This is a genomic window from Marinobacter sp. KMM 10035 (assembly GCF_046537445.1).
Classification (GTDB): domain Bacteria; phylum Pseudomonadota; class Gammaproteobacteria; order Pseudomonadales; family Oleiphilaceae; genus Marinobacter; species Marinobacter sediminicola.
The window spans coordinates 631,267-654,195 of the sequence record NZ_JBBVMG010000001.1; the positions used below are offsets into that span (position 1 = coordinate 631,267).

General features: G+C 55.3%; 23 protein-coding genes and 1 riboswitch. Of the genes, 17 read left to right on the forward strand and 6 right to left on the reverse strand.

The annotated features are described in order from the left end of the window. Nucleotides 1-14 precede the first annotated feature (14 nt). From AADB16_RS02725 to AADB16_RS02750, 6 genes are all read left to right on the forward strand, one after another. Entirely contained in the window at nt 15-323 is a 309-nt protein-coding gene (locus AADB16_RS02725; protein ID WP_410801208.1) for a hypothetical protein, read from the forward strand. A gap of 82 nt (nt 324-405) precedes the next feature. Further along, nucleotides 406-750 (forward strand): hypothetical protein, encoded by a 345-nt coding sequence (locus AADB16_RS02730; RefSeq protein WP_410801210.1) that lies wholly within the window; start codon nt 406-408, stop codon nt 748-750. 52 nt (nt 751-802) lie between these two features. Further along, complete coding sequence (locus AADB16_RS02735) at nt 803-1,168, forward strand: hypothetical protein (protein WP_410801212.1); 366 nt, start codon at nt 803-805, stop codon at nt 1,166-1,168. Between the two features lie 110 nt (nt 1,169-1,278). Beyond that, complete coding sequence (locus AADB16_RS02740) at nt 1,279-2,646, forward strand: amidase (protein ID WP_410801213.1); 1,368 nt, start codon at nt 1,279-1,281, stop codon at nt 2,644-2,646. Further along, nucleotides 2,643-3,356, forward strand: a complete 714-nt coding sequence (locus AADB16_RS02745; RefSeq protein WP_410801215.1) for a 5-oxoprolinase subunit B family protein — start codon at nt 2,643-2,645, stop codon at nt 3,354-3,356. The genes AADB16_RS02740 and AADB16_RS02745 overlap by 4 nt, the downstream gene beginning before the upstream one ends. Next, on the forward strand, nt 3,353-4,315 hold the full coding sequence (locus AADB16_RS02750) for a biotin-dependent carboxyltransferase family protein (protein ID WP_410801217.1): 963 nt from the start codon (nt 3,353-3,355) through the stop codon (nt 4,313-4,315). The genes AADB16_RS02745 and AADB16_RS02750 overlap by 4 nt, the downstream gene beginning before the upstream one ends. Here the strand turns inward: AADB16_RS02750 and AADB16_RS02755 are convergent. The 4 genes from AADB16_RS02755 to AADB16_RS02770 are packed head-to-tail and all read right to left on the reverse strand — an operon-like array spanning nt 4,284 to nt 8,346. Continuing rightward, a complete protein-coding gene (locus tag AADB16_RS02755; protein WP_410801219.1) occupies nt 4,284-5,030 on the reverse strand; it encodes a metal ABC transporter permease in 747 nt (248 codons plus the stop codon). The two genes, AADB16_RS02750 and AADB16_RS02755, sit on opposite strands and share 32 nt — an antisense overlap. Then, complete coding sequence (locus AADB16_RS02760; RefSeq protein ID WP_410801221.1) at nt 5,017-5,940, reverse strand: metal ABC transporter solute-binding protein, Zn/Mn family; 924 nt, start codon at nt 5,938-5,940, stop codon at nt 5,017-5,019. The genes AADB16_RS02755 and AADB16_RS02760 overlap by 14 nt, the downstream gene beginning before the upstream one ends. Nucleotide 5,941: 1 nt before the next feature. Then, on the reverse strand, nt 5,942-7,060 hold the full coding sequence (locus AADB16_RS02765; RefSeq protein ID WP_410801223.1) for a hypothetical protein: 1,119 nt from the start codon (nt 7,058-7,060) through the stop codon (nt 5,942-5,944). Next, nucleotides 7,057-8,346 carry a hypothetical protein gene (locus AADB16_RS02770; RefSeq protein WP_410801225.1) on the reverse strand — a complete coding sequence of 430 codons (1,290 nt, stop codon included), beginning with the start codon at nt 8,344-8,346 and terminating at the stop codon, nt 7,057-7,059. Before AADB16_RS02770 ends, AADB16_RS02765 begins: the two co-directional genes overlap by 4 nt. Before the next feature lie 308 nt (nt 8,347-8,654). On the opposite strand from AADB16_RS02770, the gene AADB16_RS02775 reads away from it, so the two are divergent. From AADB16_RS02775 to AADB16_RS02785, 3 genes are all read left to right on the forward strand, one after another. Then, a complete protein-coding gene (locus tag AADB16_RS02775) occupies nt 8,655-9,662 on the forward strand; it encodes a CobW family GTP-binding protein (RefSeq protein WP_410801227.1) in 1,008 nt (335 codons plus the stop codon). A gap of 105 nt (nt 9,663-9,767) precedes the next feature. Beyond that, nucleotides 9,768-11,273: a sodium/proton antiporter NhaB gene (gene nhaB, locus AADB16_RS02780; protein WP_309044207.1), complete on the forward strand. Its 1,506-nt coding sequence runs from the start codon at nt 9,768-9,770 to the stop codon at nt 11,271-11,273. Nucleotides 11,274-11,389: 116 nt separating this feature from the next. Then, complete coding sequence (locus tag AADB16_RS02785) at nt 11,390-12,199, forward strand: substrate-binding periplasmic protein (protein ID WP_410801229.1); 810 nt, start codon at nt 11,390-11,392, stop codon at nt 12,197-12,199. 9 nt (nt 12,200-12,208) lie between these two features. Here AADB16_RS02785 and AADB16_RS02790 read toward each other — a convergent pair whose 3' ends face one another. Then, nucleotides 12,209-12,946 carry a DUF3047 domain-containing protein gene (locus tag AADB16_RS02790; RefSeq protein WP_410801230.1) on the reverse strand — a complete coding sequence of 246 codons (738 nt, stop codon included), beginning with the start codon at nt 12,944-12,946 and terminating at the stop codon, nt 12,209-12,211. A gap of 81 nt (nt 12,947-13,027) precedes the next feature. Further along, a riboswitch (cobalamin riboswitch) is annotated at nt 13,028-13,225 on the forward strand. A 144-nt stretch (nt 13,226-13,369) separates the two neighbouring features. Between AADB16_RS02790 and AADB16_RS02795 the strand changes: the two genes are divergently transcribed. Both AADB16_RS02795 and AADB16_RS02800 read left to right on the forward strand, forming a co-directional pair. Next, nucleotides 13,370-16,138: a ribonucleoside-diphosphate reductase subunit alpha gene (locus AADB16_RS02795; RefSeq protein WP_410801231.1), complete on the forward strand. Its 2,769-nt coding sequence runs from the start codon at nt 13,370-13,372 to the stop codon at nt 16,136-16,138. 28 nt (nt 16,139-16,166) lie between these two features. After that, nucleotides 16,167-17,225, forward strand: coding sequence for a ribonucleotide-diphosphate reductase subunit beta (locus tag AADB16_RS02800; RefSeq protein WP_410801233.1), 1,059 nt, complete (start codon nt 16,167-16,169; stop codon nt 17,223-17,225). 24 nt (nt 17,226-17,249) lie between these two features. Here AADB16_RS02800 and AADB16_RS02805 read toward each other — a convergent pair whose 3' ends face one another. After that, complete coding sequence (locus AADB16_RS02805; protein WP_410803567.1) at nt 17,250-18,113, reverse strand: integron integrase; 864 nt, start codon at nt 18,111-18,113, stop codon at nt 17,250-17,252. A gap of 457 nt (nt 18,114-18,570) precedes the next feature. Here AADB16_RS02805 and AADB16_RS02810 point away from each other — a divergent pair, with 457 nt between their 5' ends. The 6 genes from AADB16_RS02810 (at nt 18,571) to AADB16_RS02835 (ending at nt 22,797) form a co-directional block, all read left to right on the forward strand. Then, a complete protein-coding gene (locus tag AADB16_RS02810; RefSeq protein ID WP_410801235.1) occupies nt 18,571-18,771 on the forward strand; it encodes a hypothetical protein in 201 nt (66 codons plus the stop codon). 118 nt (nt 18,772-18,889) lie between these two features. Further along, nucleotides 18,890-19,162 carry a hypothetical protein gene (locus tag AADB16_RS02815; RefSeq protein WP_309045955.1) on the forward strand — a complete coding sequence of 91 codons (273 nt, stop codon included), beginning with the start codon at nt 18,890-18,892 and terminating at the stop codon, nt 19,160-19,162. Nucleotides 19,163-19,260: 98 nt separating this feature from the next. After that, nucleotides 19,261-19,626, forward strand: a complete 366-nt coding sequence (locus AADB16_RS02820; protein ID WP_410801236.1) for a hypothetical protein — start codon at nt 19,261-19,263, stop codon at nt 19,624-19,626. Nucleotides 19,627-19,731: 105 nt separating this feature from the next. Further along, a complete protein-coding gene (locus tag AADB16_RS02825; protein ID WP_200371163.1) occupies nt 19,732-20,154 on the forward strand; it encodes a DUF4160 domain-containing protein in 423 nt (140 codons plus the stop codon). Nucleotides 20,155-20,321: 167 nt separating this feature from the next. Beyond that, entirely contained in the window at nt 20,322-22,190 is a 1,869-nt protein-coding gene (locus AADB16_RS02830) for a phospholipase effector Tle1 domain-containing protein (RefSeq protein ID WP_410801238.1), read from the forward strand. Further along, nucleotides 22,180-22,797: a DUF2931 family protein gene (locus AADB16_RS02835; protein WP_410801239.1), complete on the forward strand. Its 618-nt coding sequence runs from the start codon at nt 22,180-22,182 to the stop codon at nt 22,795-22,797. The genes AADB16_RS02830 and AADB16_RS02835 overlap by 11 nt, the downstream gene beginning before the upstream one ends. Nucleotides 22,798-22,929 lie beyond the last annotated feature (132 nt).

The following is a 22,929-nucleotide window of genomic DNA, read 5'->3' on the forward strand; positions in this document are numbered from 1 at the left end:
ACGCTGAGGTTCTTATGAGTGTTGTCATTACAATAACCCAAGTTGACTGCCGTAAAGCCGATATCGTGGAGACAGTGGTTTTAAGTCTCGAGGCGCCGAACGAAGGAGAGCGGTTTGAGGTTACCAAAGATAATTTCATTATTTTTGGCGGAGTATACGAATTTCAGCTTTCGGTATCCTGGGTGAATATGGCGGTGAGTTTCTCACTGATAAACGAAAGCGATGCTGTGCTCCGGTATGGCGGTGTAGTGACCGGAAACACACACTTCGACGTTTCGCTTGGCGCGGGTCAGTTAGTTGAAGTGCTGTTGGAAGTGAAATAGAAGATGATCAAAGTAGTGGTGTTGAGCTAGTGCGGAAGTACGAGGAAACGTAGATCAATAGCCAAATGCTGACCGGATAGTTATGAATAAGGACCTGTATTCCGAAATATTGAAGGCGCTTGTGTTGGCTGCGGAAAAATTCCCGGCTGGTAATGATGATGTGTCTGAAGAAGTTAAGGAGGATTTCGAAACAATCATCGACGAATGTGACATCAGTAGATGGAGAGTAAGTGTCGATGGATGCACTAAGGGCGTTGGCAATATTCTTTCTGATCTTGATGTGGCTATTGCAGAAGGCGACCGGCAAAAATGTGTCGAATCAATCGCGATGTTAAGGTGTGCTATCGCGGATATAGCGTCAGCTTTTTCGAACGCGATGGGCAGCATGGAAGGTCTTGTGGTTACTATTCGTGATGAAAAAGAATGATATATCGGATTGGCAGCTAAAATAAAAACGTAATGGGGCGCAGATTGGTTCTATGAATTCTGATGAGTTCGGCTCATTGTGCACGCGTTTGATAAACGAAGGCGCCGGCCGGCATACACAGGACACGATAGAGAAAATGCATGTGCTCTGTGATAAGCAGTGGCACACCTATGAGCTTCCATCGCTGGGTGCCAGGAAGGCCGCAAGCCATTGGGTGCACGAGTACCTCAATGCCGCATCGCCTGATCCGGAACTCGCTGCAAAGGTTGTCTACTGCTTTGGCCTTAACAGGGAGTTACTGGCGCAGATAATTGAATGTTATGGCGACTACGTTGATTTGAGCGAGTACGAGGAAGACTTGGAGCACTCTGGTGGGGATTTTGTCGATCCTTATTGGACACTAAGAAAAGGTGATTAGAAGTAGGCTGGTTAACAACCTACGTGATGTGAAACCTGATGAAGGGCGCTGTTACCCGAAATGCACCGGATGAGCTAGAGTATTGCAAGGACGAGTGTGAAAGGAGCGACATGAAACAGCAGCCCGGCCAGCCCCCCATAGAACTCACAGAGGCAAGCTTGTCATCTCTGCTGGCCGCATTGCAGCAGAACAAATTCACTGCCAGCCAACTTCTTGAAGCCTGCCTCAGCAATATCGATCAGTTCGATGACCCTGCCAATCAGGTGTACACAGCCCGCTTTGATCGCACTGCCAGAGCTGAAGCCGCCGCTATTGATACACTGCAACAGGGCAGGGTGCCTTTGGGAGAGCTTGCCGGGCTGCCCATTGCATTAAAAGTGCTGTTCGACGTTGCCGGTGAGGTAACCCACTCGGGCTCAAAATGGTGGAGCCAGCAGGCACAAAGCGATGCGTTGATTGTCTCGCGCCTGCGCCGGGCTGGAGCAGTCATCACCGGCCACACCAACATGACCGAGTTCGCTTACTCCGGGCTTGGGCTGAATCCACACTACGGCACCCCCGCCAATCCACTGGCACCGAGCCGCATATCTGGTGGCTCATCCTCCGGAGCCGCAGCGGCGGTTGCCTTTGGTATGGCCGCTGCCGCCATCGGCAGCGATACCGGCGGGTCGGTGCGCATACCTGCGGCTTTTTGTGGTTTGGTGGGCTTCAAACCTACCCAAAAACGCATACCTCGCGATGGCGTATTCCCCTTGTCCCAAAGCCTGGATTCCATAGGCCCCATTGCCCGTACAGTTGAGTGCTGCGCGCGCCTGGATGCCGTTATGGCAGGTGAGTCTTGGCAAAAGAACAACTCGGTTGATCTTCGTGGTCGTCGATTCGTCGTGCCTGCTAACTACATGCTGGATGACGTCTCACCGGCTGTTGCCGCTGCCTTTGCCGGTAGCCTCCGCAAGTTGCGCGAAAGCGGTGCCCAGATTGTGGAAGCACAGATTCCTGTGCTGGATGCGTTGCCAGATCTTATGCTGAATGGCGGACTTGCAGCAGCCGAAAGCTATCACGTTCACCGGCACTGGCTACAGCAGCGTGGAGACGAATACGACCCGCGAGTGCGGGAACGCATGCTGCGGGGCTCGGGCATCAGTGCTGCGGATTATCTTGATCTGCTGCAGCGCCGGGTGGCTCTGAAAAAGCAGGCAGACCAATGGCTCAGTGCCTATGACGGGCTTCTTGCACCCACCGTGGTAATTGAGCCACCCCTGCTTACGGAGCTAGAGAGTGACGCGGAATACCTGCGCCTGAACCTGCTTGTACTGCGCAACCCCACGGTCGCGAACCTTCTCGACTTGTGTGCTATCACACTGCCGAACCACCAACCCGGGGATCTGCCCAGCGGCCTGATGTTGGTAGGCCGGCATGGCTCAGACAGCACTGTGCTCGGTGTCGCACAAGCGATGGAACAGGTTCTGAAGCAGTGAGCCAGAAACCAGTGCTCGAATCCGCCGGGCTGGACGGCTGGATTGTCCGGTTGTTTGAAACGATCGACGAGGGCAACTTGCCTTGGCTGTCTGCATTGTCGAAAAGGTGCGAGCAAGCCTTTGGTGACGCACTGATTGATCTGGTGCCTTCCTACACCACGCTTCTCGTTGTGTTTGATCCGATTATTTTATCGTCTTCAGAGGCCCGGGCCATGCTGTGCCAGGTATTGGTGGATCTTGAGCCGGATAGCGGCGTTGAAGACGGGCAGGTACACGAACTTCCCACCTGGTACGACATCAGCGTAGGCCCGGACTTGCCAAGGGTGGCGGATCACACCGGCATGGCGGCTACCGATGTGATCGAAGTCCACAGCCAGCGCACTTATCGGGTGTTTGCTCTGGGTTTTGCACCGGGCTTTGCTTTCAAAGGATTAACCGACCCTCGCCTTGAATGCCCACGGCTTGATACGCCCCGCAAGCGAGTGCCGGCCGGCAGCGTGGCGCTGGCGGGCCGACAAACTGCAGCTTACCCCACAGAAACTCCCGGAGGCTGGAACTTGCTGGGGCGTACCAGTGCCCGGTTGTTCGATCGGCAGCGTGAAGGGTTCAGCCTTCTGCGGGTTGGCGATCAGGTGCGCTTTGTTTCCGTCAGCCGCGAAACCTTTGAGCGTGAAGGTGGGAACAGCACACCTGTGGAACTGGAATCGTGAGCCACCGGGAGAAGCCGCAGCCAAGCATACGGGTGCTGCGCGCCGGCCCTCTAGCCCTGCTGCAAGACAGCGGTAGGTTTGGGGTGCGCCATCTGGGGGTAACTCAGGGCGGCCCGGCCGATCCATACTCCTGGGCCTGGGCCAATCACCTGACTGGCAACCCCTGGGGTACCGCCAATCTGGAAATAACCTTCGGCGGCTTGCAGCTAGTGACCGAAAGAGACCTGGACATCGCTATTGCCGGTGCCGATCTGGGGGCAACCCTCAACAATGGGCCTGTTCCTTTGTGGCAGCGGGTTCGCTGGAAAGAAGGCGAGGTTCTGGCTTTTGCCAGGCCGATGAGTGGGCTACGTGCTTATCTGGCGGTTTGTGGCGGTTTTGTCGCAGAGCCGGTTCTGGGCAGTGTTGCAAGCGTCGTCCGGGAAGAGCTGGGTGGGTTTAGCGGAAAGGGCTGCAAGCTGGCGGAAGGGGATCTGTTATCTGTTCACGCTGGCGGAAAGAATTGTGGCCAAGGCGCGATGCAGGCACCTAAGGAGGCCCAACCTGATTTCAGCCAGCCTGTTGTGCTGGATTTACTGCCGGGGGCGCAAATTGCTAATTTCACCGGCCGCAGTCTGTTCGACGCGTTCAACACCTGGTGGCAGATGGATGATCGTGCCGATCGCATGGGCGTTCGCCTGATCGGCCCCAAGCTGCACTGCAACATTCGTAGCTTGGTGTCTGAGGGAATTAACCTGGGTGGCGTGCAGGTGCCGCCGGATGGCCAGCCTATCGTGCTGCTGAACGATCGCCAGACCATTGGCGGTTACCCCCGATTAGGTTCGCTATCGCCGCTGTCAGCCTCCCGGCTGGCCCAGTGCTTACCGAAGCAACGCGTGCGGCTGGTTGCCAGTGGGCACGAGGCTGCGCTTAGGGAGTACAGAGCGTTCAGGGCTTTTTTTCAATCGGGGCACAGCTAAAAAGCAGCGCTGTAAACACTGTGGCTATAACGATTGCGGGCCCCACTGGCACATCGAAAATCACGGAACAAACGATGGCCGCCAGGTGTCCGGCAACCGCACAAAAGGCGGCGGCCAATGGCGATTTGCCCTGGATAGAACCCACGATCAACGGCGTGATAATCAGAGTCGCGAACACAACGTAAATGCCGGCTAACGACACCGAGTAGGTGACTGCGATCGCAAATACCGGCATGAAGGCTACACCGGAAAGCCATTCTGGCAGCCACCAACCGAGCAGCCAGACAAACGCGGCCAGCACCGCTGTTGCCATCACAAGCTCCCAGCTCGCCCATAACAGATCGCCTGCGGCCGCTCGTTGCAGAGCCTGGGCACCATGAGGATCGTCACTCACCAGAAGTATCGCCAGGCTGGCACCCAGCACATACAGGATGCCAATCCACGCCTCCTTCGCGTTGCTGAGAAACCTGAAGATCAGGTGAACGGCAATGGCTGCGAGCAGGGCAAACATAAGGCTGCTCACCGGCGCACCGGCAAGCGTGTGGTTTGGTAGGAGATACAACCCCGCCAGAGTGCCTAGGGCGGCCCATTGGGCAATCGCAAGATCGGCGAAGATCACCCCCCGCGCAATCACTTGATACCCTAGCGGCACCAACAGCAGGCAGAGTAGAGCACTGCCCAATATTGGCAGAAGCATCCACTCAAAGCCCGCCATTGGGAACCTTTGTTACGCTTGCTTCAAGACTGCTCACGATCGTAGAAATCAGCCCGGTCAGCGTGTCTGTATGGCCATCGTTGGTCACGGTTCCGGGTAGCACAAGAACCGGCTTTCCCGTTCGCTGCGTCAACCATTCAGCAGGCTTTCGTGCCTGGTGGCTGGCGATCAGAATCGCAGCGGCCTTGGGCAGCTGCGGATCGGTTAGCAACTGACTCAAATGGCTGGCGCTTGGAGGTAATCCGGGCTTCGGTTCCAGGTCTAAGGTGGTTGCCACGCCCAGCCATCTCAACAGATAGTTGAAGCTGGTGTGCTGGATGACAACGGATTGCCCCTGTAAGGCTTCTGCACTTTCTCGCCATTTAGCACGGTGCTGGTTCCAATCCACGCGCCACTTTATATAGCGGGAAAATATATCCGCCGAGCGTTCCGGCCTCAGTTCACCCAAGCGCTTGGCCAGTGCTTCTGCGATCTTCGGTAGTTCAACCGGCGACAGGTGCACATGAGGGTTTCCTTCAGGGTGTACGTCCCCCATGCTGCGATCTACGTGATCATGGGGGGCATGCAGCTGGGCATGATCTGCGGCAAAAAAAAGACCTGGCCGACCCGGCTGAACCTTTGGGTTACCTGCCCGTTGAATCAGCATTGGCAACCAGCCGGCCTCCAAAGACGCCCCCGTGCACACTGCAATATCTGCCTGGCCCATAGCTGCTATCAGGCTTGGCCTCGCTTCTATGTAATGAGGATCCTGCAGATAGCTTGTGGCCGTTGTGAAGTGAGCGTCTGGCATGAACGCTCGGGCCAGGGCTGTCCACTCGGGCTCACAGGCAAACACATGAAAATCTGCCCGGGCCGGCAGAGAAACCAGTCCCAACAGAAAAACGAGAATGAAGCTTCGTGAGTCGCGCATATCAGTACCCATGCGCCCCGTGTGCCCCAAGCGACATCACGTACTGCACCGCAACGGTGTTATCCGCCTTGCTGAAGCCGGTTGCCGACTGATGCGTATATTGGAGCCGGACCGTCGAAAAGTGCGAGCGCGACCACGCCAGCATGACATCGGTTTCTTTCAGGCTTTGGCTGTGGAAGTGGTCGCCGTGGGCTTCGCGCAGGTTCACTTCGCCATACCGGGCACCCGCAGACCACTGTGGGGCGAATTGGTGAACACCGGATATGTACCAGCCTTCGTGATAGTCATCGGAGGTCGCGAACTCGTTCAGATCATCGGCATAGAGGTATTCTGCGCTGAGCGTAACTTGCTGCTCACGGGTGTTGCCATTGGGTGACCATTTCCAAACGGCATCGGCTATGTAGAGATTTTTACCGCTGTACGAGGCGCCATGACTGTGGTCGTGACCGGCATCATGACCATGATCGTGGTTATGTTCCCCTGCGTCGACCTCAGCACCGGTCTGGTGGTTGTGCAGATAAGACAGCCCAGCCTGCCAGCTTTGGGAAACAGACACGTCCCCACCGACTCGGGTATTCACGGTATAGACGCCTATATCCTCGTCGCCTTCCGAAAGCTGGTCGCCGCTGAATGCCTCAGCGCCGATTTGCCAGTAAAACGGCGTGGGGAGAAGGGCGTTCAGGCGCAGGCCGGTATCATAGTAGTGGCTTCCCAGCAGCGCGCGGTAAGCGGCGGGGCGCTCCACAAAGTCGTCTTCGTGCATGTGCCGGCCATTGAGGTAGCCTACTTGGGAGAGGAAACGACCCGCACGAACACTCAACCCTGCGGGAAGGCCGTTGGTCTGCAGATACGCCTCTTCAACCAAAACCTCACTCTGACCGTCATGCTCCTCGAAAACGGCCGTGAGTCTCCCTGAGAACAGATCATCGATGGGGGAAGATAGCGAGAGTTCCGTATGCCCCAGGCCGAAGCCTTGCTCGCGGTGGGACAGAGCGCTGTCATTTTGCTTGTAATAGCCATCCAGCGTAAGACTCACGTCAGGGTTCAGCTCCTTTGCCACGGCTCCGGTTGCAAGCAGTGTCAGCGTAAGGACGGTAGAAGAATAAATGCGACGAATCATAAATGCTCCTCATGGTCATCGCCTGCCAGACCTAGCCAAACAATAGAGGACGCCTTGAAGCCGAGATCGACGGACCGAACGATCTTGCCCGCTGCCGTATCCACCTCAATAAGAGTTTGGTTGTGCACCACGAACAGGCGTTCCTGGGCAGCGGAAACAGCTGTGGCGACCGTATCGCCTTCTAAGGGTGCATCCATTAGCGGAAGGGTGTTAAGCAGCGCCCAGTTATCGGCGGGATCAAACAGGCGCAAGCCGCCGTCATTACCGAGCACATAGAACACCTCACCGTGCGTGGTGAAGCCTTGTTTTAGCAGGCCCACGCCCTCGCCGATCTTCAGTTCGCGATAAGGGGTTGTTGATTCAGGATCGATAATGAACAGGCGGTTTCCAGCAATGCCGATGAGTTCTTCCACGTCGTGGTTGGCAACGAGTGTGCCGATGCGAGCTCCCACTTCAAGGTTTTCAGGATTGGCCAATTTGGTAGCGGGATAGCCGGCGCCATGGAGGTCGATAACCAAGACGCCATCGCTGCAACCAAACCCGAGGCTGTGTGCATTCGCAGCGGCACCGTGGAGTTTCGGGCAAGCCTCATCGTATCGGTGCTCGTGTGTGAATTGGGTGCCATCAAGGTGGTATCGCTCGACCGCTGCAGGGAGCGTGGTGTCCGTGATTCCACTGTCCCGGTAAGTCACGAACAAATGCCCGCCTATCACCTTGGCAACGCCGTGCATGTTGTTCTCCAGGTCAAGGCTGGCGAGAGTCGCTCCGTTCCCCAAAGTCGCGTCAGAGAAAGCGGTCACTTTTGAGCGGGCAGCGGTCCCGCCGTCAAAGAACACGACACCGTGGGACTCGCCGGCCGTGTAGTGTGTCGGTTTGTGGTCATTCAGCGTAAGGGACAGCATGCTCGGCGTTTCAGCATAATCGTGCATATGATTGCCGTGATCTTCGGTGTAAAGCCCACTATCAAAGAATGACACCCGATCGTCTCCTCGCTGAATAGCAACCGCGTGCCGACGATCGGGCGATGGGTAGAGGCTCGGGGGTTCACCGTTCATCGTTATTGAGGTCAGCATTTGGCCATCGTCCAAGCTCAGGAACTTCAGCGCCGATGCATCGGAATCAAACAGGGCGAGACGCCCGTCGGTCTCTATTTTCGTGTGATGATGAGCTTCATCCGAACTGTTTCCACTTCCACCGCAAGCAGACAGCAGTGTGGCTGAGGCCAACATCACCGAAGCAGCCAAGGGCCGAAGAGCAGACGAGAAGGGGAGGGAAGGGTAAAACATATAATCTCCTTTTGATGTTATAACATTGCAATCTTGGGGTCAGGAAAGCCAATCAAACCCCGGCACTGAGCTTGGGGAGCCACGGGTTTGTTGATTCTTGAAAGACGTTTTGTCGGAAAGCGCGAAATGTTATGTTATAACATATTCATTGTAAAGCAGCGCACAGACCTGGATGTCGAACGCAACAGGGAGATATAGAATGAGCCACCGAAACATACGCCGTCCAACGGGCGGATGATCAAGGCTCCGTGACAGTTACTTCCAGGCTTGCACACATAAATTGATTTAAAGAAGAGAATCACTAACCCATGACAAACAACTCGAAACCCATTCCCACGCACCTGGTACTTGGCTTTCTCGGTGCTGGCAAAACCACGGCAATCCTCAACCTGCTGAAGCAGAAGCCGGAAGGCGAGCGCTGGGCGGTGCTGGTGAATGAATTTGGAGAGGTCGGTATCGACGGGGCCTTTCTGTCGAACCAGGGCGTGGCGGTGAAAGAAGTACCTGGTGGCTGTATGTGCTGCGTTTCCGGGTTGCCTATGCAGATAGGGCTCAACAGTTTGATCAGCTTCGCGCGCCCTGACCGGTTGTTTGTTGAACCAACCGGGCTGGGCCACCCGGCACAGGTGATCAAAACGCTGACCGGAGAGTTTTACAAGGATGTGGTACACCTTTCGACGTCTGTTTGCCTAGTCGACCCGCGCCGGCTGGAAGACGAGCGTGTGCTTGCCAGTCAGCAATTCCACGACCAGGTTGCAGTGGCGGATCTGTTGGTGGCGAGCAAAGCAGACCTGTGCACGGATGAGCAGTTAGCGCGGTTCGACGCCTGGGCGAGCGACTGGCAACCGGCAAAGCGGCGCATCGGACAGATCAGTGGCGGGCAGCTTCCCCTCGAATGGCTAGCAGGGGATTCCGATCGACTACCCGCGCATTTTCCTGAAAGCCACCACCATCACCATGGTAAACCCCTGGCGGAGAAACCCTCACTGGAGGATGAACCCTGGCAGTCATACTTCAACAAGGGCGATGGTTTTACCAGTATGGGTTGGCGTGTTCACAAAGATTGGGTGTTTGATCCGATCGCGCTGCAAAGCCTGGCCAGTAATGGGGAGTTTGAGCGTTTCAAGGGAGTGGTGCATACCAACAGAGGCTGGTGGATGTTCAATGCCGTTGAGGGCGTACTGACACTGCTGGAAACGGAGCCCGCTGATGAGTCTCGGGTTGAAATTATCAGCCGCGCGCTGGAGCAAAATGATCTGGATCACGAACTTCGCAGTGCCTTGGTAGTACGGACATCTGCCAGTACTAAAGGATAGGGCTATCCTGTATCTTTGCAGCATTAACGGGCGCAGGAATGTCAAGGAAGATAAAGGCATGGCGCCATATACTGTTGTCGACCGCTAACATAAAAGAACCCCGCAATGCCCACGACCGTTTTTTCCGCGTTCTCCAGTAACTTTCTTGGTAAAGCTCCTGTCTGGTACAAGCAGATTATTCTGTTGTTTTTGATCGTTAACCCGATCGTTATGTATCTTTTGGGGCCGGTTACAGCGGGCTGGTTGCTTATAGCAGAGTTTATTTTCACTCTTGCCATGGCGTTGAAGTGTTACCCGTTATTGCCCGGCGGTTTGCTGGCAATAGAGGCATTATTGATCGGCCTTACCACGGCGGATGCGGTGTATCTGGAAGTGCTGACCAATTTCCCGGTTATTCTGCTGTTGATGTTTATGGTGGCAGGCATCTATTTTATGCAAGACCTGCTGTTGGTCGCATTCACCCAGATACTCGTTGGGGTGCGATCCAAGTCCGCGCTCTCGCTCATGTTCTGCATGTCTGCCGCAGTGCTTTCAGCGTTTCTGGATGCCCTCACAGTCACGGCGGTTATTATCAGCGTTACTGTCGGCTTTTACTCGGTTTATCATAAAGTTGCCTCGGGCAAGGGCTACCAGAGCAGCGACCACAATTCCGACAGTGATGACGAAGTCATCGAACTGCACCGAAACGATCTGCAAAACTTTCGGGCGTTTCTGCGCAGCCTGTTGATGCACGGCGCCATTGGTACCGCACTGGGTGGCGTTGCAACCATGGTGGGTGAGCCCCAGAACCTGTTGATCGCTAAAGTAGTGGGCTGGGACTTCATCGGATTTTTCCTGCACATGGCGCCGGTTAGCGTGCCCGTGCTGATAGCGGGGTTGGTAACCTGCTGGGTGCTTGAGAAAATGCGTTGGTTTGGCTACGGCGGCCGGCTTCCCAAACCGGTACGGCGGGTGTTGGAAGAGTTTGCGGATGAGGAACGTGCCAAGCGCACCAAGGCAGATGAGGCCGCGCTTTGGGTGCAGGCGGCAGCGGCGGTGATTCTGGTGGTTGGCCTGGCCTTGCACTTGGCGGAAGTGGGCCTGATCGGGTTGCTCGTTATCATACTGATTACCTCGTTTACCGGTGTAACCAGCGAGCACCAGATAGGAAAAGCCTTTCAGGAGTCGCTTCCGTTTACGTCGCTATTGGTTGTGTTCTTTGCGGTGGTGGCGGTGATTCACGAGCAGCATCTGTTCAAGCCCGTGATCGACTACGTGCTGTCACTTCCGGAGGGCCAGCAGCCAGGCATGTTCTTTATCGCCAACGGCTTGCTTTCGATGATCAGCGACAACGTGTTTGTGGCCACGGTGTACATCAGTGAAATCAAGCAGGCACTGGATGCTGGCAGTATCAGTTATGAGCATTTCCAAAGCCTTGCTGTGGCCATTAACACAGGCACCAACCTTCCAAGCGTGGCAACGCCGAATGGCCAGGCAGCCTTCCTGTTCCTGCTGACTTCTGCCATTGCGCCCCTGGTTCGTCTATCATATGGACGAATGGTCGTAATGGCGTTCCCCTATACTGTCGTGATGGGTGGTGTTGGTCTGTATATGGTCATTTATCATATTTGATGCCATTTCACAGGGCACTGCTAATCTCATCTCAGGTAGTTTGAAAAGTCCGCATACCTTCAATATGTCGGCACAACCAACGTATCGGTACTATGCGCAGACTCTGGAATCGACATTTGGCCCCGGCAAAGTTCCGGGGCTTGGCAGCCCGAATCGTAATGGTGGTCGCAGTTTTGGCGACAGTTACCCTCGCAGGGCCTGTCTTGGCTGATATTGCCGGGAACAAAGTGCGCATTGCGTACACCGAATTCCCCCCCGCTGAATACCGGAATGAACAGGGCGAACCGGCGGGTTTTTTTGTTGATCTGACTAGAAAAGTTGTCGAGGAAGCCGGTTACGAAGCCGAGTTCATTTACCTGCCTGTAAGCCGGGTTTATTTGTACCTGAAAAGCGGCGCGGTTGACCTGTTTCCCGGCCTTTCCGGTGTGCCAACTCTCAAGTACGAGGTGCTTGAGAGTTGGGTAAATGTTTATCCAACACGGCTCAATGCCTGGCATCTGGAAGATTCAGAACCACTGACCCACTTTGATCAACTGGAAGGGAAAACGGTCATTGTGATCGGGGGGTACACTTATGGTGGCTTGCTGTCCTGGCTTGAAAAGTCAGGCCGTATTCGACTTACCGAAGCCCCCAACAGCCGAGCTGCGCTCGAGATGCTGAAACTCAAACGTGGTGATTACGTACTGGATTACCGCGAAACGGTGGGCGACATGTTGACTCGCCCATCAGACAGCAAAATTCGTGGTTCGGAAGTAAGGTCGCGCTACTCGGCCTGGCTGTATTCACTGGCGAATCCCCGCGCAGCAGTGCTCCGGGAAGATCTTGACGATGCCTACCTCAGATTGGTCAGCCGGGGTGAGACGCCGCCCGTGCGAGCGTTCAAGGCAGGCTTTGTTATCCCCGGGTTTCCTAAAGAGCATCTTTAGCCTGAATTTCTAATCCTGTTTCGCCTTGGTTAGAGAGATATCGCCATACCAGGCACTTGCCTGCTCACCGGTATTGTCTGAATCCGACATGATCGCGATGCCCCGAATGGGTGGTGGGTTCTCCCCGAAGGCTTTGCGATAGTCCGCCACAATATCTCGCTCTATGGTCACCCACTCACCGGCATTCCCGCTGCCAGAGGTAACGGCAATCATCATGGTTTTGTCAGTATAGGGGTTGGCTATGAATTCGCCTTTCGGCAGGGTGTTTGCCCAGATGTAGTTCAGTGCATTGCCCGGAAGTTCCTCACCAAACAACACTTCCACTGTTTTGCGCTTGGCCCGCTCGAAAAAACCTGCTTTCTCGGGCTCGAACTCGAAGGCGACGTAGATCCGGGCAGGGTAGTCATCACCGGATTTTTTCCGGGCATCACCCTTGGCAAACACATTCGATACCTTCCAGCGCCAGTTCAGAATGGGTGCATCTTCTGGTTCTATATTCAGCCGGGCAATCAGGCCTGAGGCACCCCCGGAGGTTTGTGCCATAACTACCTGGGAGCCACCGTGTTGAACAAGTTCGTAGTGGGAAAGCTGATTTATCTTGGGAAATTCCAACGGCTCCCAGCCATCAGCGAGCGATGTCATCTTCGAGAAAGGGGTAAGTAGGGCTTCCTGTGCCAACAGGTGAGGAGAAGCCAGGCTGAGCACTGCAAAAACCAGACAGGTACGTGCGCGTTTAGAGATAAACATGAAGCCTTCCCACTTTTCTGTGTGTTCGTGATAGACCGGCAGATTGGAGAAAGGTGCCTTGTCTCTCCAAATTTTACCGTATATAGTGCCTGCATCCTTGGTTGAATACCAAATATGGTATTCGGGAATCCGGTGAGAATCCGGAACTGACGCGCAGCGGTATTGGGGAACGAGCGTGGCACAAAGACACTGGCTTAGGCCGGGAAGTCGCCACGCAAGGCAGAGCCAACAGGTTCATGCCCCTGAGTCCGAAGACAAGCCAGGGAATACACACTGCACCTTCGCGACTCAGGCGCCTGCATTTGGCCCTACAAGGTGAGCAGCAACGAGCAAGGCACTATTCGGCGCATTCTGTGCTGATGCCAGTGTTCGTCCTGCGTACGCGAAGGTTATGGAATTAACGCGTATTCAGGAGAAAACCGCATGTCTGCGACCGCTCTCACCGAGCCTCGGCCCTCATCGCCATCCGCCACAGAAGCCCTGCAAGTCATCAAGCGCAACGGCAATCTGGTCAGCTTTACCCCATCCAAAATCAGCGTAGCCGTTACCAAGGCCTTTCTTGCCGTTGAAGGCGACCAAGCCGCAGGCTCTGCCCGTATAAACGACGCTGTTCACAGGGTAACCGAGCAAGTTGTGCAGGCCATCAGCCGCCGCCTGAAAGCCGGCGGACGGGTGCATATCGAAGACATACAAGACCAGGTAGAACTGGCCCTGATGCGTGCAGAAGAGCAGAAAGTCGCCCGCGCCTACGTGCTCTACCGCGAAGAACACGCCCGCGAACGCGCCCTGCACGAGCCGGTGGAAGCCCACCCAACCCTTACTGTAAAACAGGCCAATGGCCGCACCGCACCGCTGGACTTGGGCCTGATGAAGCAACAGGTCGATAAGGCCGCGCTTGGGCTGGAAGGTATCGAAGGCGAATCCCTGGTGGAAGAAGCCATTCGCAACCTCTACAACGGCATCGACGAAGCCGAAGTACTGAGCGCCTTAATCATGACCGCCCGTGGCCGCATCGAGCGCGAGCCAGACTACAGCGCCGTCACCGCCCGCTTACTTCTGGAACAACTGCGCCTTGAAAGCGTCACCGCACTCAACCTCGATACCAGCCTGAGTCTTTCTGAAGTTTATCCACAGGCCTTGAGCGCTTTCATTCACGCCGGCATTCGTTACGAGTTGCTGGATGAAGCCATGGCCGCATTCGATCTTGAACGGCTGGGTGCTGCGATCAAACCCGAGCGCGACCAGAAGTTTGGCTTCCTCGGCCTGCAAACCCTCTACGACCGCTACTTCTTGCACTGGAAAGAAGACCGCCTGGAACTGCCGCAGGTATTCTTCATGCGTGTGGCCATGGGTCTGGCGCTGCGTGAAGACGACCCCAACAGCCGCGCCATAGAGTTCTATAACCTGTTGTCGTCCTTCGACTATATGTCTTCCACGCCCACACTGTTCAACAGCGGCACCCGCCACTCCCAGCTGTCGTCTTGCTACCTCACCACCGTAGGCGATGATCTGGAAGACATCTACGGCGCCATTCGCGACAACGCCATGCTTTCCAAATGGGCTGGCGGCCTAGGCAACGACTGGACACCGGTGCGCTCACTGGGCTCCCGCATCAAAGGCACCAACGGCCAAAGCCAGGGCGTAGTACCGTTTTTGAAAGTTGTGAACGACACCGCTGTAGCGGTAAACCAGGGCGGCAAGCGCAAAGGCGCCGTGTGTGCCTATCTTGAAAGCTGGCACCTGGATATTGAAGAGTTTCTCGAACTGCGCAAAAACACCGGTGACGAACGCCGCCGCACCCACGACATGAACACCGCAAACTGGGTGCCGGATTTGCTGATCGAGCGCATGCGCCAAGACCGCGACTGGACCCTGTTCAGCCCCAGCGACGTGCCCGACCTGCACGACCTATACGGCAACGCGTTCCGCGAGCGTTACGAGCATTACGAAGCGCTGGCTGCCGAAGGCAAAATCGAGCTCTTCAAAACCATCCCGGCCAAACAGCTGTGGCGCAAAATGCTGACCGTGCTGTTTGAAACCGGCCACCCGTGGATCACCTTCAAAGACCCCTGCAACCTGCGCTCGCCACAGCAGCATAAGGGCGTGGTGCACAGCTCTAACTTGTGTACCGAAATCACCCTGAACACCAGTGCTGATGAAATCGCCGTGTGTAACCTGGGCTCGGTAAACCTGGCCGCTCACATCAGCAACGGTGAGCTGGATGTACAGCGCCTTGAGCGCACCGTAAACACCGCCGTGCGCATGCTCGACAACGTGATCGACATCAACTTCTACGCCGTGCCGCAAGCGCGTAACTCCAACCTGAAACACCGCCCGGTGGGCCTTGGCCTGATGGGCTTTCAGGATGCGCTTTATGCTCTGGGCCTGCCGTATACCAGCCCGCAAGCGGTGGAATTTGCCGACGTGGCCATGGAACAGTTGAGCTACTTTGCCATTCGCGCATCCGCCCAGCTGGCGGCCGAGCGGGGCGCTTATGAAACCTACGAAGGTTCGTTGTGGAGCCAGGGCATTCTGCCCATCGACTCCATCGAACTGCTGAAAAACGCCCGTCGGGAAGGCGATATCAACGTAAACACCGACAGCCGCCTGGACTGGGCGCCGGTGCGCGAACTCATCGCCAAGCACGGCATGCGCAACAGCAACGTAATGGCCATTGCACCCACCGCTACCATTTCCAACATCGTGGGCGTGTCGCAATCCATCGAGCCGGCGTACCAGAACCTGTTCGTGAAATCGAACCTCTCCGGCGAATTCACCGTAGTGAACCCCTCACTGGTGCGCGACCTCAAGGCGGTCGGCCTGTGGGACAACGTGATGGTGAACGACCTCAAATACTACGACGGCAGCGTGCAGCAAATTGAACGCATACCCACCGAACTGAAATCCCGCTACGCCACCGCGTTTGAAATCGACGCCCGTTGGTTGGTGGAAGCCGCCTCTCGCCGCCAGAAGTGGCTGGATCAGGCACAGAGCCTAAACCTGTACATGGCCGAACCCAGCGGTAAAAAACTGGACGAACTGTACCAGCTGGCGTGGGAACGTGGCCTGAAAACCACCTACTACCTGCGTTCTTTGGGTGCTACTGGCGTGAACGAAAGTGCCGCCCCGGTAGCAGCACCACAGCCCCAAGTGTGCAGCATCGACGAACCCGACTGCGAAGCCTGTCAGTAACCACTTACTTTTTCAGAGAGGCACAACCATGTTGAATTGGGACGACGAAACCAAACCAAAAAGCCAGCCCGCTGCAGACAGCAGCGTGGCCCCGGTGAACGTAGACGACAAACGCGTGATCAACGGCGAAACCGACGTAAACCAGTTGGCCCCCTTCAAGTACCCCTGGGCTTGGGAGTTCTTCATGAACGCCAACAAAAACCACTGGACCCCGCTGGACGTAAACATGGCGCAAGACGTTCACGACTACCACCACCGCCTGAACCCGGCAGAAAAGCACGTGTTCGAAAACGTGGTGGCCTACCTGACCACCTCAGACATACTGGCCATGCGCAACATCGGCCTGGCCGTGATGGAAAAAATGACCGCGCCGGAACTGCAAATTTACCAGGCGCGCCAGGTGTACGAAGAGGCCCTGCACACCTGGACCTACCAGCACTGCATTGAAACCCTGAACCTGGACCAGAGCGAAATCTACAACCGCTACCGCGTAGTGCCGCAGATTAACGCCAAAATCCAGATGGCCAACCGCCGCCTAGACGCCGCTATGCGCTCCGACCTCAACCTGCGCAACAAGGACGACCTGCAAGAATTCATCATGTCGTACTTGTTCTTTGCGGCGGTGTTTGAAGGCTGCTGGTTCTACAACGGCTTCAGCCCCATCTTCGCGCTGCAACGCCGTGGCCTGATGCGCGGCACCGGCGAGCAGTTCCAGTACATACTGCGCGACGAAGCCATGCACTTTGCCTTCGGCCTGAAAGTGGTGAACCAGATACTGGAAGAAGAAAACATCAGCTTCGACCCGAAAGCCGTGCGAGAGATGTGGGAAGAATCCGAAGCCGCCGAGCGCGACTACGCCAATTACATTCTGCGCGACCCGATACTGGGCTACTCAGCGGAATACCACACCGAACAGTTCCGGTTTGTGGCCAACCGCAGAGCCCGCACCGTAGGGCTGGAAGAACCGTTCCCCGGAGCGAAAAACGTCTCGCCCTGGCTGGATGAGCAAGCCACCATGCGGAAGGAGAAGAACTTCTTTGAAACGCGGGTGATTGAGTACCAGACCGGAGCGCAGTTGGAGTGGTGAGTACTCACCCACGCTGAACGGCGCTCACCCCAACGGACTTCGAACCCCCGCAAAACCTTGCCCGAGAACATGGGTATAGATTTGGGTGGTTCGCAGGTCTGCGTGGCCGAGTAGATCTTGTACTGTGCGGATATCGTTACCACGTTTTAGAAGTTCCGTGGCGAAGGTGTGGCAGAAGGTGTGGCAACTGGCAGGTTTATGGATACCGACAGCCTTTGCCGCACCGCGCACAGAGCGTTGTACGGATGAAATATGGCGATGGTGTCGGGATACATTGCCTAGATTGTCTGTACACAAAACCGGAGAGGAAAAGAGCCACTGCCACGCTAACGAACGGCTTGCTCCGGGATACTTGCGAGCGAGCGCGAAGGGCATACTGACCGGGTGCAGAAACTCCTCACTGCGCTGCTGCCAAGCTTTGCGGATGCTCTCAACATGGTTCTGAAGCGGCTCAATCAGCGTGGCAGGTAATAAAGTGGTTCTATCTTTGGCACCTTTTCCGTCGCGCACGGTGATTACCTGCTGTTGAAAATCCAGATCCTTGATGCGCAGACGACAGGCCTCGGTTACCCGCAAACCAGAGCCATACATGAGGGATGCTATCAGCTTATTAGGTTCACTGAGATGGTTGATGATGCGCATCGCTTCATCGTGCGTGAGCACCACGGGCAACTTACGAGGCTTCTTTGCCCGGACTACATCTCCAATCTCGCCGAGTGGAGTCCCGAATACCTTGTCGTACAAAAACACCAGAGAATTCAGCGCCTGTGCCTGCGTGGCTGCAGCAACATTGCGATGTACGGCAAGCCAGGTCAAAAACTCATTAACCTCCGGCGGGCCCATATCTCGTGGGTGTTTCATTTGGTGGAAACGAATGAAGTAGCGAATTCAGTACCAATAGGTTTTCTCGGTACGAATGCTGTAATGATTAACGCGAATAACCGCGCGAACCTGATCGCGTAAACGAGGCTGCTTTCCTTGCATTGTGGGCTCCCTGCCACAGGGCTGTATATTTAGACAGTATTATTGGTGGCGCAGATCACAGAAGTCAAATGATTACGTAGTAGGCTTCTAAAAACTGAGCTAAGCTTTTGTTTTACGTGTTTTTGATTGGTGCGCAGGGGTTCGAAAAATCCGTAATAACGAAGCGGTCAAATTTTCGCAATCACTGAGACATCGATCCAATTGCTGTTAGGCAGAAAACATGGTCGAGCATGAAGACCTCAAAACTAGAAAAGTTCTCGCTGAGATATCGCTATTTCCGATGGTGATATCAGGTAGGTCGACAGGCATCACATCTGGATACCGCCCGAACCATAATTTCGGGGGGGCCGATAACCACCTGATGCGAATGGGTACTATCACGGTGGTGGGCGGAAAATGGATTAACCCCGGCGAGTCAAAAGATGCGGAAGTCCTTTTCCTCTTTCCCAAAGGCTACGATATCGCACTGTATGAGGGGCTTGAATGGCGCCTTCAGGAAGGGGCTCGTCATGTCGGGAACGGGAAGATCAAGCAGGTGCTCGACGATGAGCACCGCGAATAATCTGAGAAATTATCCATACAAGTGCAGGCACGGCGACGCCCACTACATTGCGCCTTCGGCTCCATTCCGCAGGCGCGCATGCTGCAAGCGTTAGGGCTGCAAAGAGCCGAGGAAAAATATGTCTAACGTAATCCCTTTTCCCAGTAAGAATAAGTTTTCTGAGCAATTTAGAGGGAAGGTCCCTGACCAAATTCTCGACGAAATTTTAGCGGCCCATGACCGAGTTTCGGCCCTGAAAGATCAGCACCCATCTGGCGAATTTCGGGTGAATTCTGAGGATGAGGAGAAGGCCCAACAGCTGTTCAAGGACTATGACGAGTACGTCCTGTCTCTTCTGACCAGAATTTTAAGTTTAGAGGCTGAGCTTTGTTTGGCGAAGTACAAGCCCTAACAAATCAATTAAGTACGTTCCGGCCCGCGGCCTCCACCGGACGCCCCTGTCGGGCCGCCGCTTATTTTCGGCGTTAAATCTACAGGCAGGGAGGCCCAATGGGTCGCAGATATCGAAGGAAAAATGATCTCGTATCAATAGTGTTCGAGATGGTCCAAGTTGCGGCCCGCCTTCCTTGGTGGAGCGCTTTACTTCTCGGTGCTCTGTTATATCTACTAATTGCTATCGGCCTTGGCGGCTATTTAGAAACACAGCTTGCCGCGCAAGAGGGTAGTCGTCTTTACCCGATGATCGAAGCCCGCTATGGCCGATTCATTCGGCTGTCCGCCTGGGTGGGTAACGCGTGTTTCCTATCGGGCCTGTTTTTTGCGGTTCGCAATTACTTTTTTGGTGCGAACGCCCAGCGGAAGGAAAAGAGTGGCGTCAGCTTTATAGCCAAAATTTTGGGGCGTAGCATTGACTGAGAGATTTAACCAAACGGTCAACCGGACGCCAAAAGCGTGCCGCTTTTGGTTCCCTCCGCTGCGCTCCGGCGCCGGTTACCTTCGCGTTAAGTGCTAGGGCAAACCATGAAGCCAACGAAGGAGCAACACCGAAAATTCGGGCGATTCCATCTCGTTGATCCCGACGAGCTTGAGGGCATGGATGAGTTTGCTGAGTGGCTAGAGGCGCTGCTCCACAATCCCTGTTCCGTGTGGGAAGAAGATGGAGACGAGTTTCTCATAGAAATTCGCAAACTTGTGGCAAGGGTCAACGGGCTGAAAATTGAGATCTACTCGAATGAGCATCCACCACCGCATTTTCATGTAAAGTCCCCCAATGTGGACGCCAGCTTCTCTATCGAGTCGTGTGAGAAGTTAGAGGGAAATATCGAATCCCAGGACTACCGAAAAATTCGGTTCTGGCATAAAAAGGCGAAACCGCTCTTGATCAAAGCATGGGATGAATCCAGGCCGACGGAGTGCACAGTCGGGCCATATAAAGGCACTTAACCAGTGCAGGCACGGCGACGCCAACTACATTGCGCCTTCGGCTCCACTCCGTAGGCGCGCATGCTGCAAGCGTTATGTGGTGCCCGTCATGCTACAATCACGATTTTTGAACAATATTTAATCACGGGTAGCCAGGACGCTACTCAGCAAAGAAAGGAACTCTGACTATGAGTAATCTGATTGCCGCCTGCGTTGGCGACATGCACGTTTGCCCGATCAAAGGGCACGGATCTTCCCCCATCATGCCAAACGGCTCCAGTATCCTTGTGGAAGGTAAGCCCATTGCCCGAGTGGGCGATGTTACCGGTTGCGGTGCCGTTATTACCCAAGGCTATCCGCTGGCGTTGGCCGACGGCATGCCGGTGGCCTACCTTGGCAGCCCGACTAGTCATGGTGGTTCCATTGTCAGCGGTAACCAACGAGTCATACTGGGGGGCGGCACAACCACAGCGCCTGTCGTGGATTTTGCCATGGCGGGTGCGCTGGATGATAAAGGCCAGCTTACCCCCGCCGCCAAACAGTTGCTGGACAAAGACCCGCAGGAATTTGTTCGCAAGGCCGCCCAGAAAGGTGCGTTGATTGACGAAGGCTTACCGGACGAAGAACCGGAAGATTTCTCCGCTGAAGAAGATCGCCCAAAGGTTCGGGTAGAGGCTGGCATATTTTTCGACGGTACTGGCAACAACAGGGATAACACCCAAGCCTATCAGAGACAGATGGATGAGTGCCTGACGGCCAATGCCGCTGGCGCTATCTCCGAGGATGAGTGCAGTGCCGAATTGTCGCAGATAATGGAGGGTAGTTACCTCAACGCTGAAACCAATGTCTCCAAGCTGGAGCGAATGTATCAGCAGGGTCAATTCCAGAGTGAGGAATGGAAGGAAGCTTACCGTATCTCCACCTATGTTTCCGGTGTAGGCACAACGTCCGGCGAACCAGACGATGGCCCCAGTATGGGATTGGGTCTTGGTGAGCAAGGCATACTCAAGAAAATTGCCGAAGGGTGCGGCGATTTGGCGATTGATATTCGTGACTATGTCAGCGCCCCCATCGACGAATTGATTCTCGACGTTTTCGGTTTCAGCCGTGGCGCGGCTACGGCCCGGCATTTCATCAGCCGGGAAGTTCAGGATGAAAACGGCGCACTGGCCGCCGCGTTCAAACAGCAGGGCATACCCTGGCCGAAGAAGATCACCGTTCGCTTTGTGGGCCTGTTCGATACCGTGGCCGGGGTTGCCGATCTTGGTAACCTTGATTTCTCCGCCCATGATGCAGAAACCGGACGCATCAACGTCAACCTCAGACCGGACGATGCCGAGCGGGTTGTCCAGTTCGCCGCGCGGGATGAGCGTCGTCACAACTTCTCACTGAACAGTCTGCGGGGTGAATCCGGCAACTTGCCCGACCATTTCAGCGAATGGGCGCTACCGGGCGTCCATTCTGATATTGGCGGTGGTTATCCGGATCGCTTTCATGAGCGTGTCGAGGTGCGCCCACCTCTGGTAGTGAGAGGGAAGGACCGCCGCAATCCCGAAGCCAGTTTCGAATTTTCCCGCATGTTGCAGGAGCGGGCGCTGATCAAAACCGAGGGCTGGATCGGGCCACTGAATCCACTCGCCACACTTGAAATTGAACAGGAGCGCCCGCCCGGTTTGCCGGGCGGCGATATTACGCTTCGCCTCTGGCTAAGCCGCGAGGTTCGGGGTGAATATTCCCGTATTCCGCTGTACCTGATGCACAAGTTGGCGACAGATGCGGGTGTGCCTTTCCAATCTATCAACCCAGAAGTGGACGGCCTTTCTCTACCGCAAGAATTAATGACCGTCGCCAGAAATCTCGCCGCCCATGTGTGGCATGGCAGTGAGCTACTGATGACCCCGGAATCCAGAGCGTTACTGAAGCAGCGATACATCCACCATTCCGATCATTACCTGAGACTTGGCCCCCTGTATCCCTTCAAACCCGGCAAGTATGGTCAGCGCACCATTCATCCTAATGAAGGTCAATGGATAGAGGGGCGATACCATGCGTATTAAGTCGCTTGCCATTAGCTTCTGTGTCCTGGTGTTGCTCGGGTGTTCGGATCACAGCGAATCGGAACAACCAAGGTATGGCCCCGACCCTGACTACCGAAGCATCTCCGTTGTCGTGCCTCAGCATTACGATGCATGGGTCGAGACCTTTATTCTGGAATCGGTGTCGGGGGAAATCGGTTGGCGGGCACCCATCGGGATAATCACCTGCTGCTGGGAACACCCCTCTGGTAAGAGCGCGGAGTGGCAGGCGATGCCGGGCCTGATACTCATCAAGTGGTTCTCGTTTGCCGAACAGCAATCTTATCGGGCGTTGATCCAGCTTGAAAATGCCCGTGAGATTGAGGAGGAAATGAAGCAAATCGCTCCCTATGAGCGTTATGGAAAGATTTTTGATGTGCCCCGTTACAACCTTGTATTTGGCCTGGCACCGGGCGGCACGGTGGTTGTCTGGATAATGAATGGGGCGGAAAACGCCATTGAGGTGGGGCGATACGAGGCCACACCGTTTACTAACGAGAAGTCAGATTATTCTCAATGGGTAGATGAATATCTGGAAAAAGAAGGCGAATATCTCCGGGAAAACGGGATCAAACTGGATGGCTGGTAGGTGCATGTCCTGATAGCCTGGGAGTCAGGCACCACATAACCAGTGCAGGCACGGCGACACCCATTACATTGCGCCTTCGGCTCCATTCCATGGGCGCGCATGCTGCAAGCGTTACAGCGACTCAATGGATCT

Excerpts from the sequence above, each read along its gene's own strand:
- nhaB (WP_309044207.1), top strand. The coding sequence starts at position 9,768 with ATGCCCACGACCGTTTTTTCCGCGTTCTCCAGTAACTTTCTTGGTAAA.
- AADB16_RS02830 (WP_410801238.1), top strand. The coding sequence starts at position 20,322 with ATGAGTAATCTGATTGCCGCCTGCGTTGGCGACATGCACGTTTGCCCG.
- AADB16_RS02760 (WP_410801221.1), bottom strand. The coding sequence starts at position 5,940 with ATGCGCGACTCACGAAGCTTCATTCTCGTTTTTCTGTTGGGACTGGTT.
- AADB16_RS02730 (WP_410801210.1), top strand. The coding sequence starts at position 406 with ATGAATAAGGACCTGTATTCCGAAATATTGAAGGCGCTTGTGTTGGCT.
- AADB16_RS02755 (WP_410801219.1), bottom strand. The coding sequence starts at position 5,030 with ATGGCGGGCTTTGAGTGGATGCTTCTGCCAATATTGGGCAGTGCTCTA.
- AADB16_RS02765 (WP_410801223.1), bottom strand. The coding sequence starts at position 7,060 with ATGATTCGTCGCATTTATTCTTCTACCGTCCTTACGCTGACACTGCTT.
- AADB16_RS02775 (WP_410801227.1), top strand. The coding sequence starts at position 8,655 with ATGACAAACAACTCGAAACCCATTCCCACGCACCTGGTACTTGGCTTT.
- AADB16_RS02800 (WP_410801233.1), top strand. The coding sequence starts at position 16,167 with ATGTTGAATTGGGACGACGAAACCAAACCAAAAAGCCAGCCCGCTGCA.
- AADB16_RS02790 (WP_410801230.1), bottom strand. The coding sequence starts at position 12,946 with ATGTTTATCTCTAAACGCGCACGTACCTGTCTGGTTTTTGCAGTGCTC.
- AADB16_RS02820 (WP_410801236.1), top strand. The coding sequence starts at position 19,261 with ATGGGTCGCAGATATCGAAGGAAAAATGATCTCGTATCAATAGTGTTC.
- AADB16_RS02815 (WP_309045955.1), top strand. The coding sequence starts at position 18,890 with ATGTCTAACGTAATCCCTTTTCCCAGTAAGAATAAGTTTTCTGAGCAA.
- AADB16_RS02770 (WP_410801225.1), bottom strand. The coding sequence starts at position 8,346 with ATGTTTTACCCTTCCCTCCCCTTCTCGTCTGCTCTTCGGCCCTTGGCT.
- AADB16_RS02810 (WP_410801235.1), top strand. The coding sequence starts at position 18,571 with ATGCGAATGGGTACTATCACGGTGGTGGGCGGAAAATGGATTAACCCC.
- AADB16_RS02835 (WP_410801239.1), top strand. The coding sequence starts at position 22,180 with ATGCGTATTAAGTCGCTTGCCATTAGCTTCTGTGTCCTGGTGTTGCTC.
- AADB16_RS02740 (WP_410801213.1), top strand. The coding sequence starts at position 1,279 with ATGAAACAGCAGCCCGGCCAGCCCCCCATAGAACTCACAGAGGCAAGC.
- AADB16_RS02725 (WP_410801208.1), top strand. The coding sequence starts at position 15 with ATGAGTGTTGTCATTACAATAACCCAAGTTGACTGCCGTAAAGCCGAT.
- AADB16_RS02795 (WP_410801231.1), top strand. The coding sequence starts at position 13,370 with ATGTCTGCGACCGCTCTCACCGAGCCTCGGCCCTCATCGCCATCCGCC.
- AADB16_RS02735 (WP_410801212.1), top strand. The coding sequence starts at position 803 with ATGAATTCTGATGAGTTCGGCTCATTGTGCACGCGTTTGATAAACGAA.
- AADB16_RS02825 (WP_200371163.1), top strand. The coding sequence starts at position 19,732 with ATGAAGCCAACGAAGGAGCAACACCGAAAATTCGGGCGATTCCATCTC.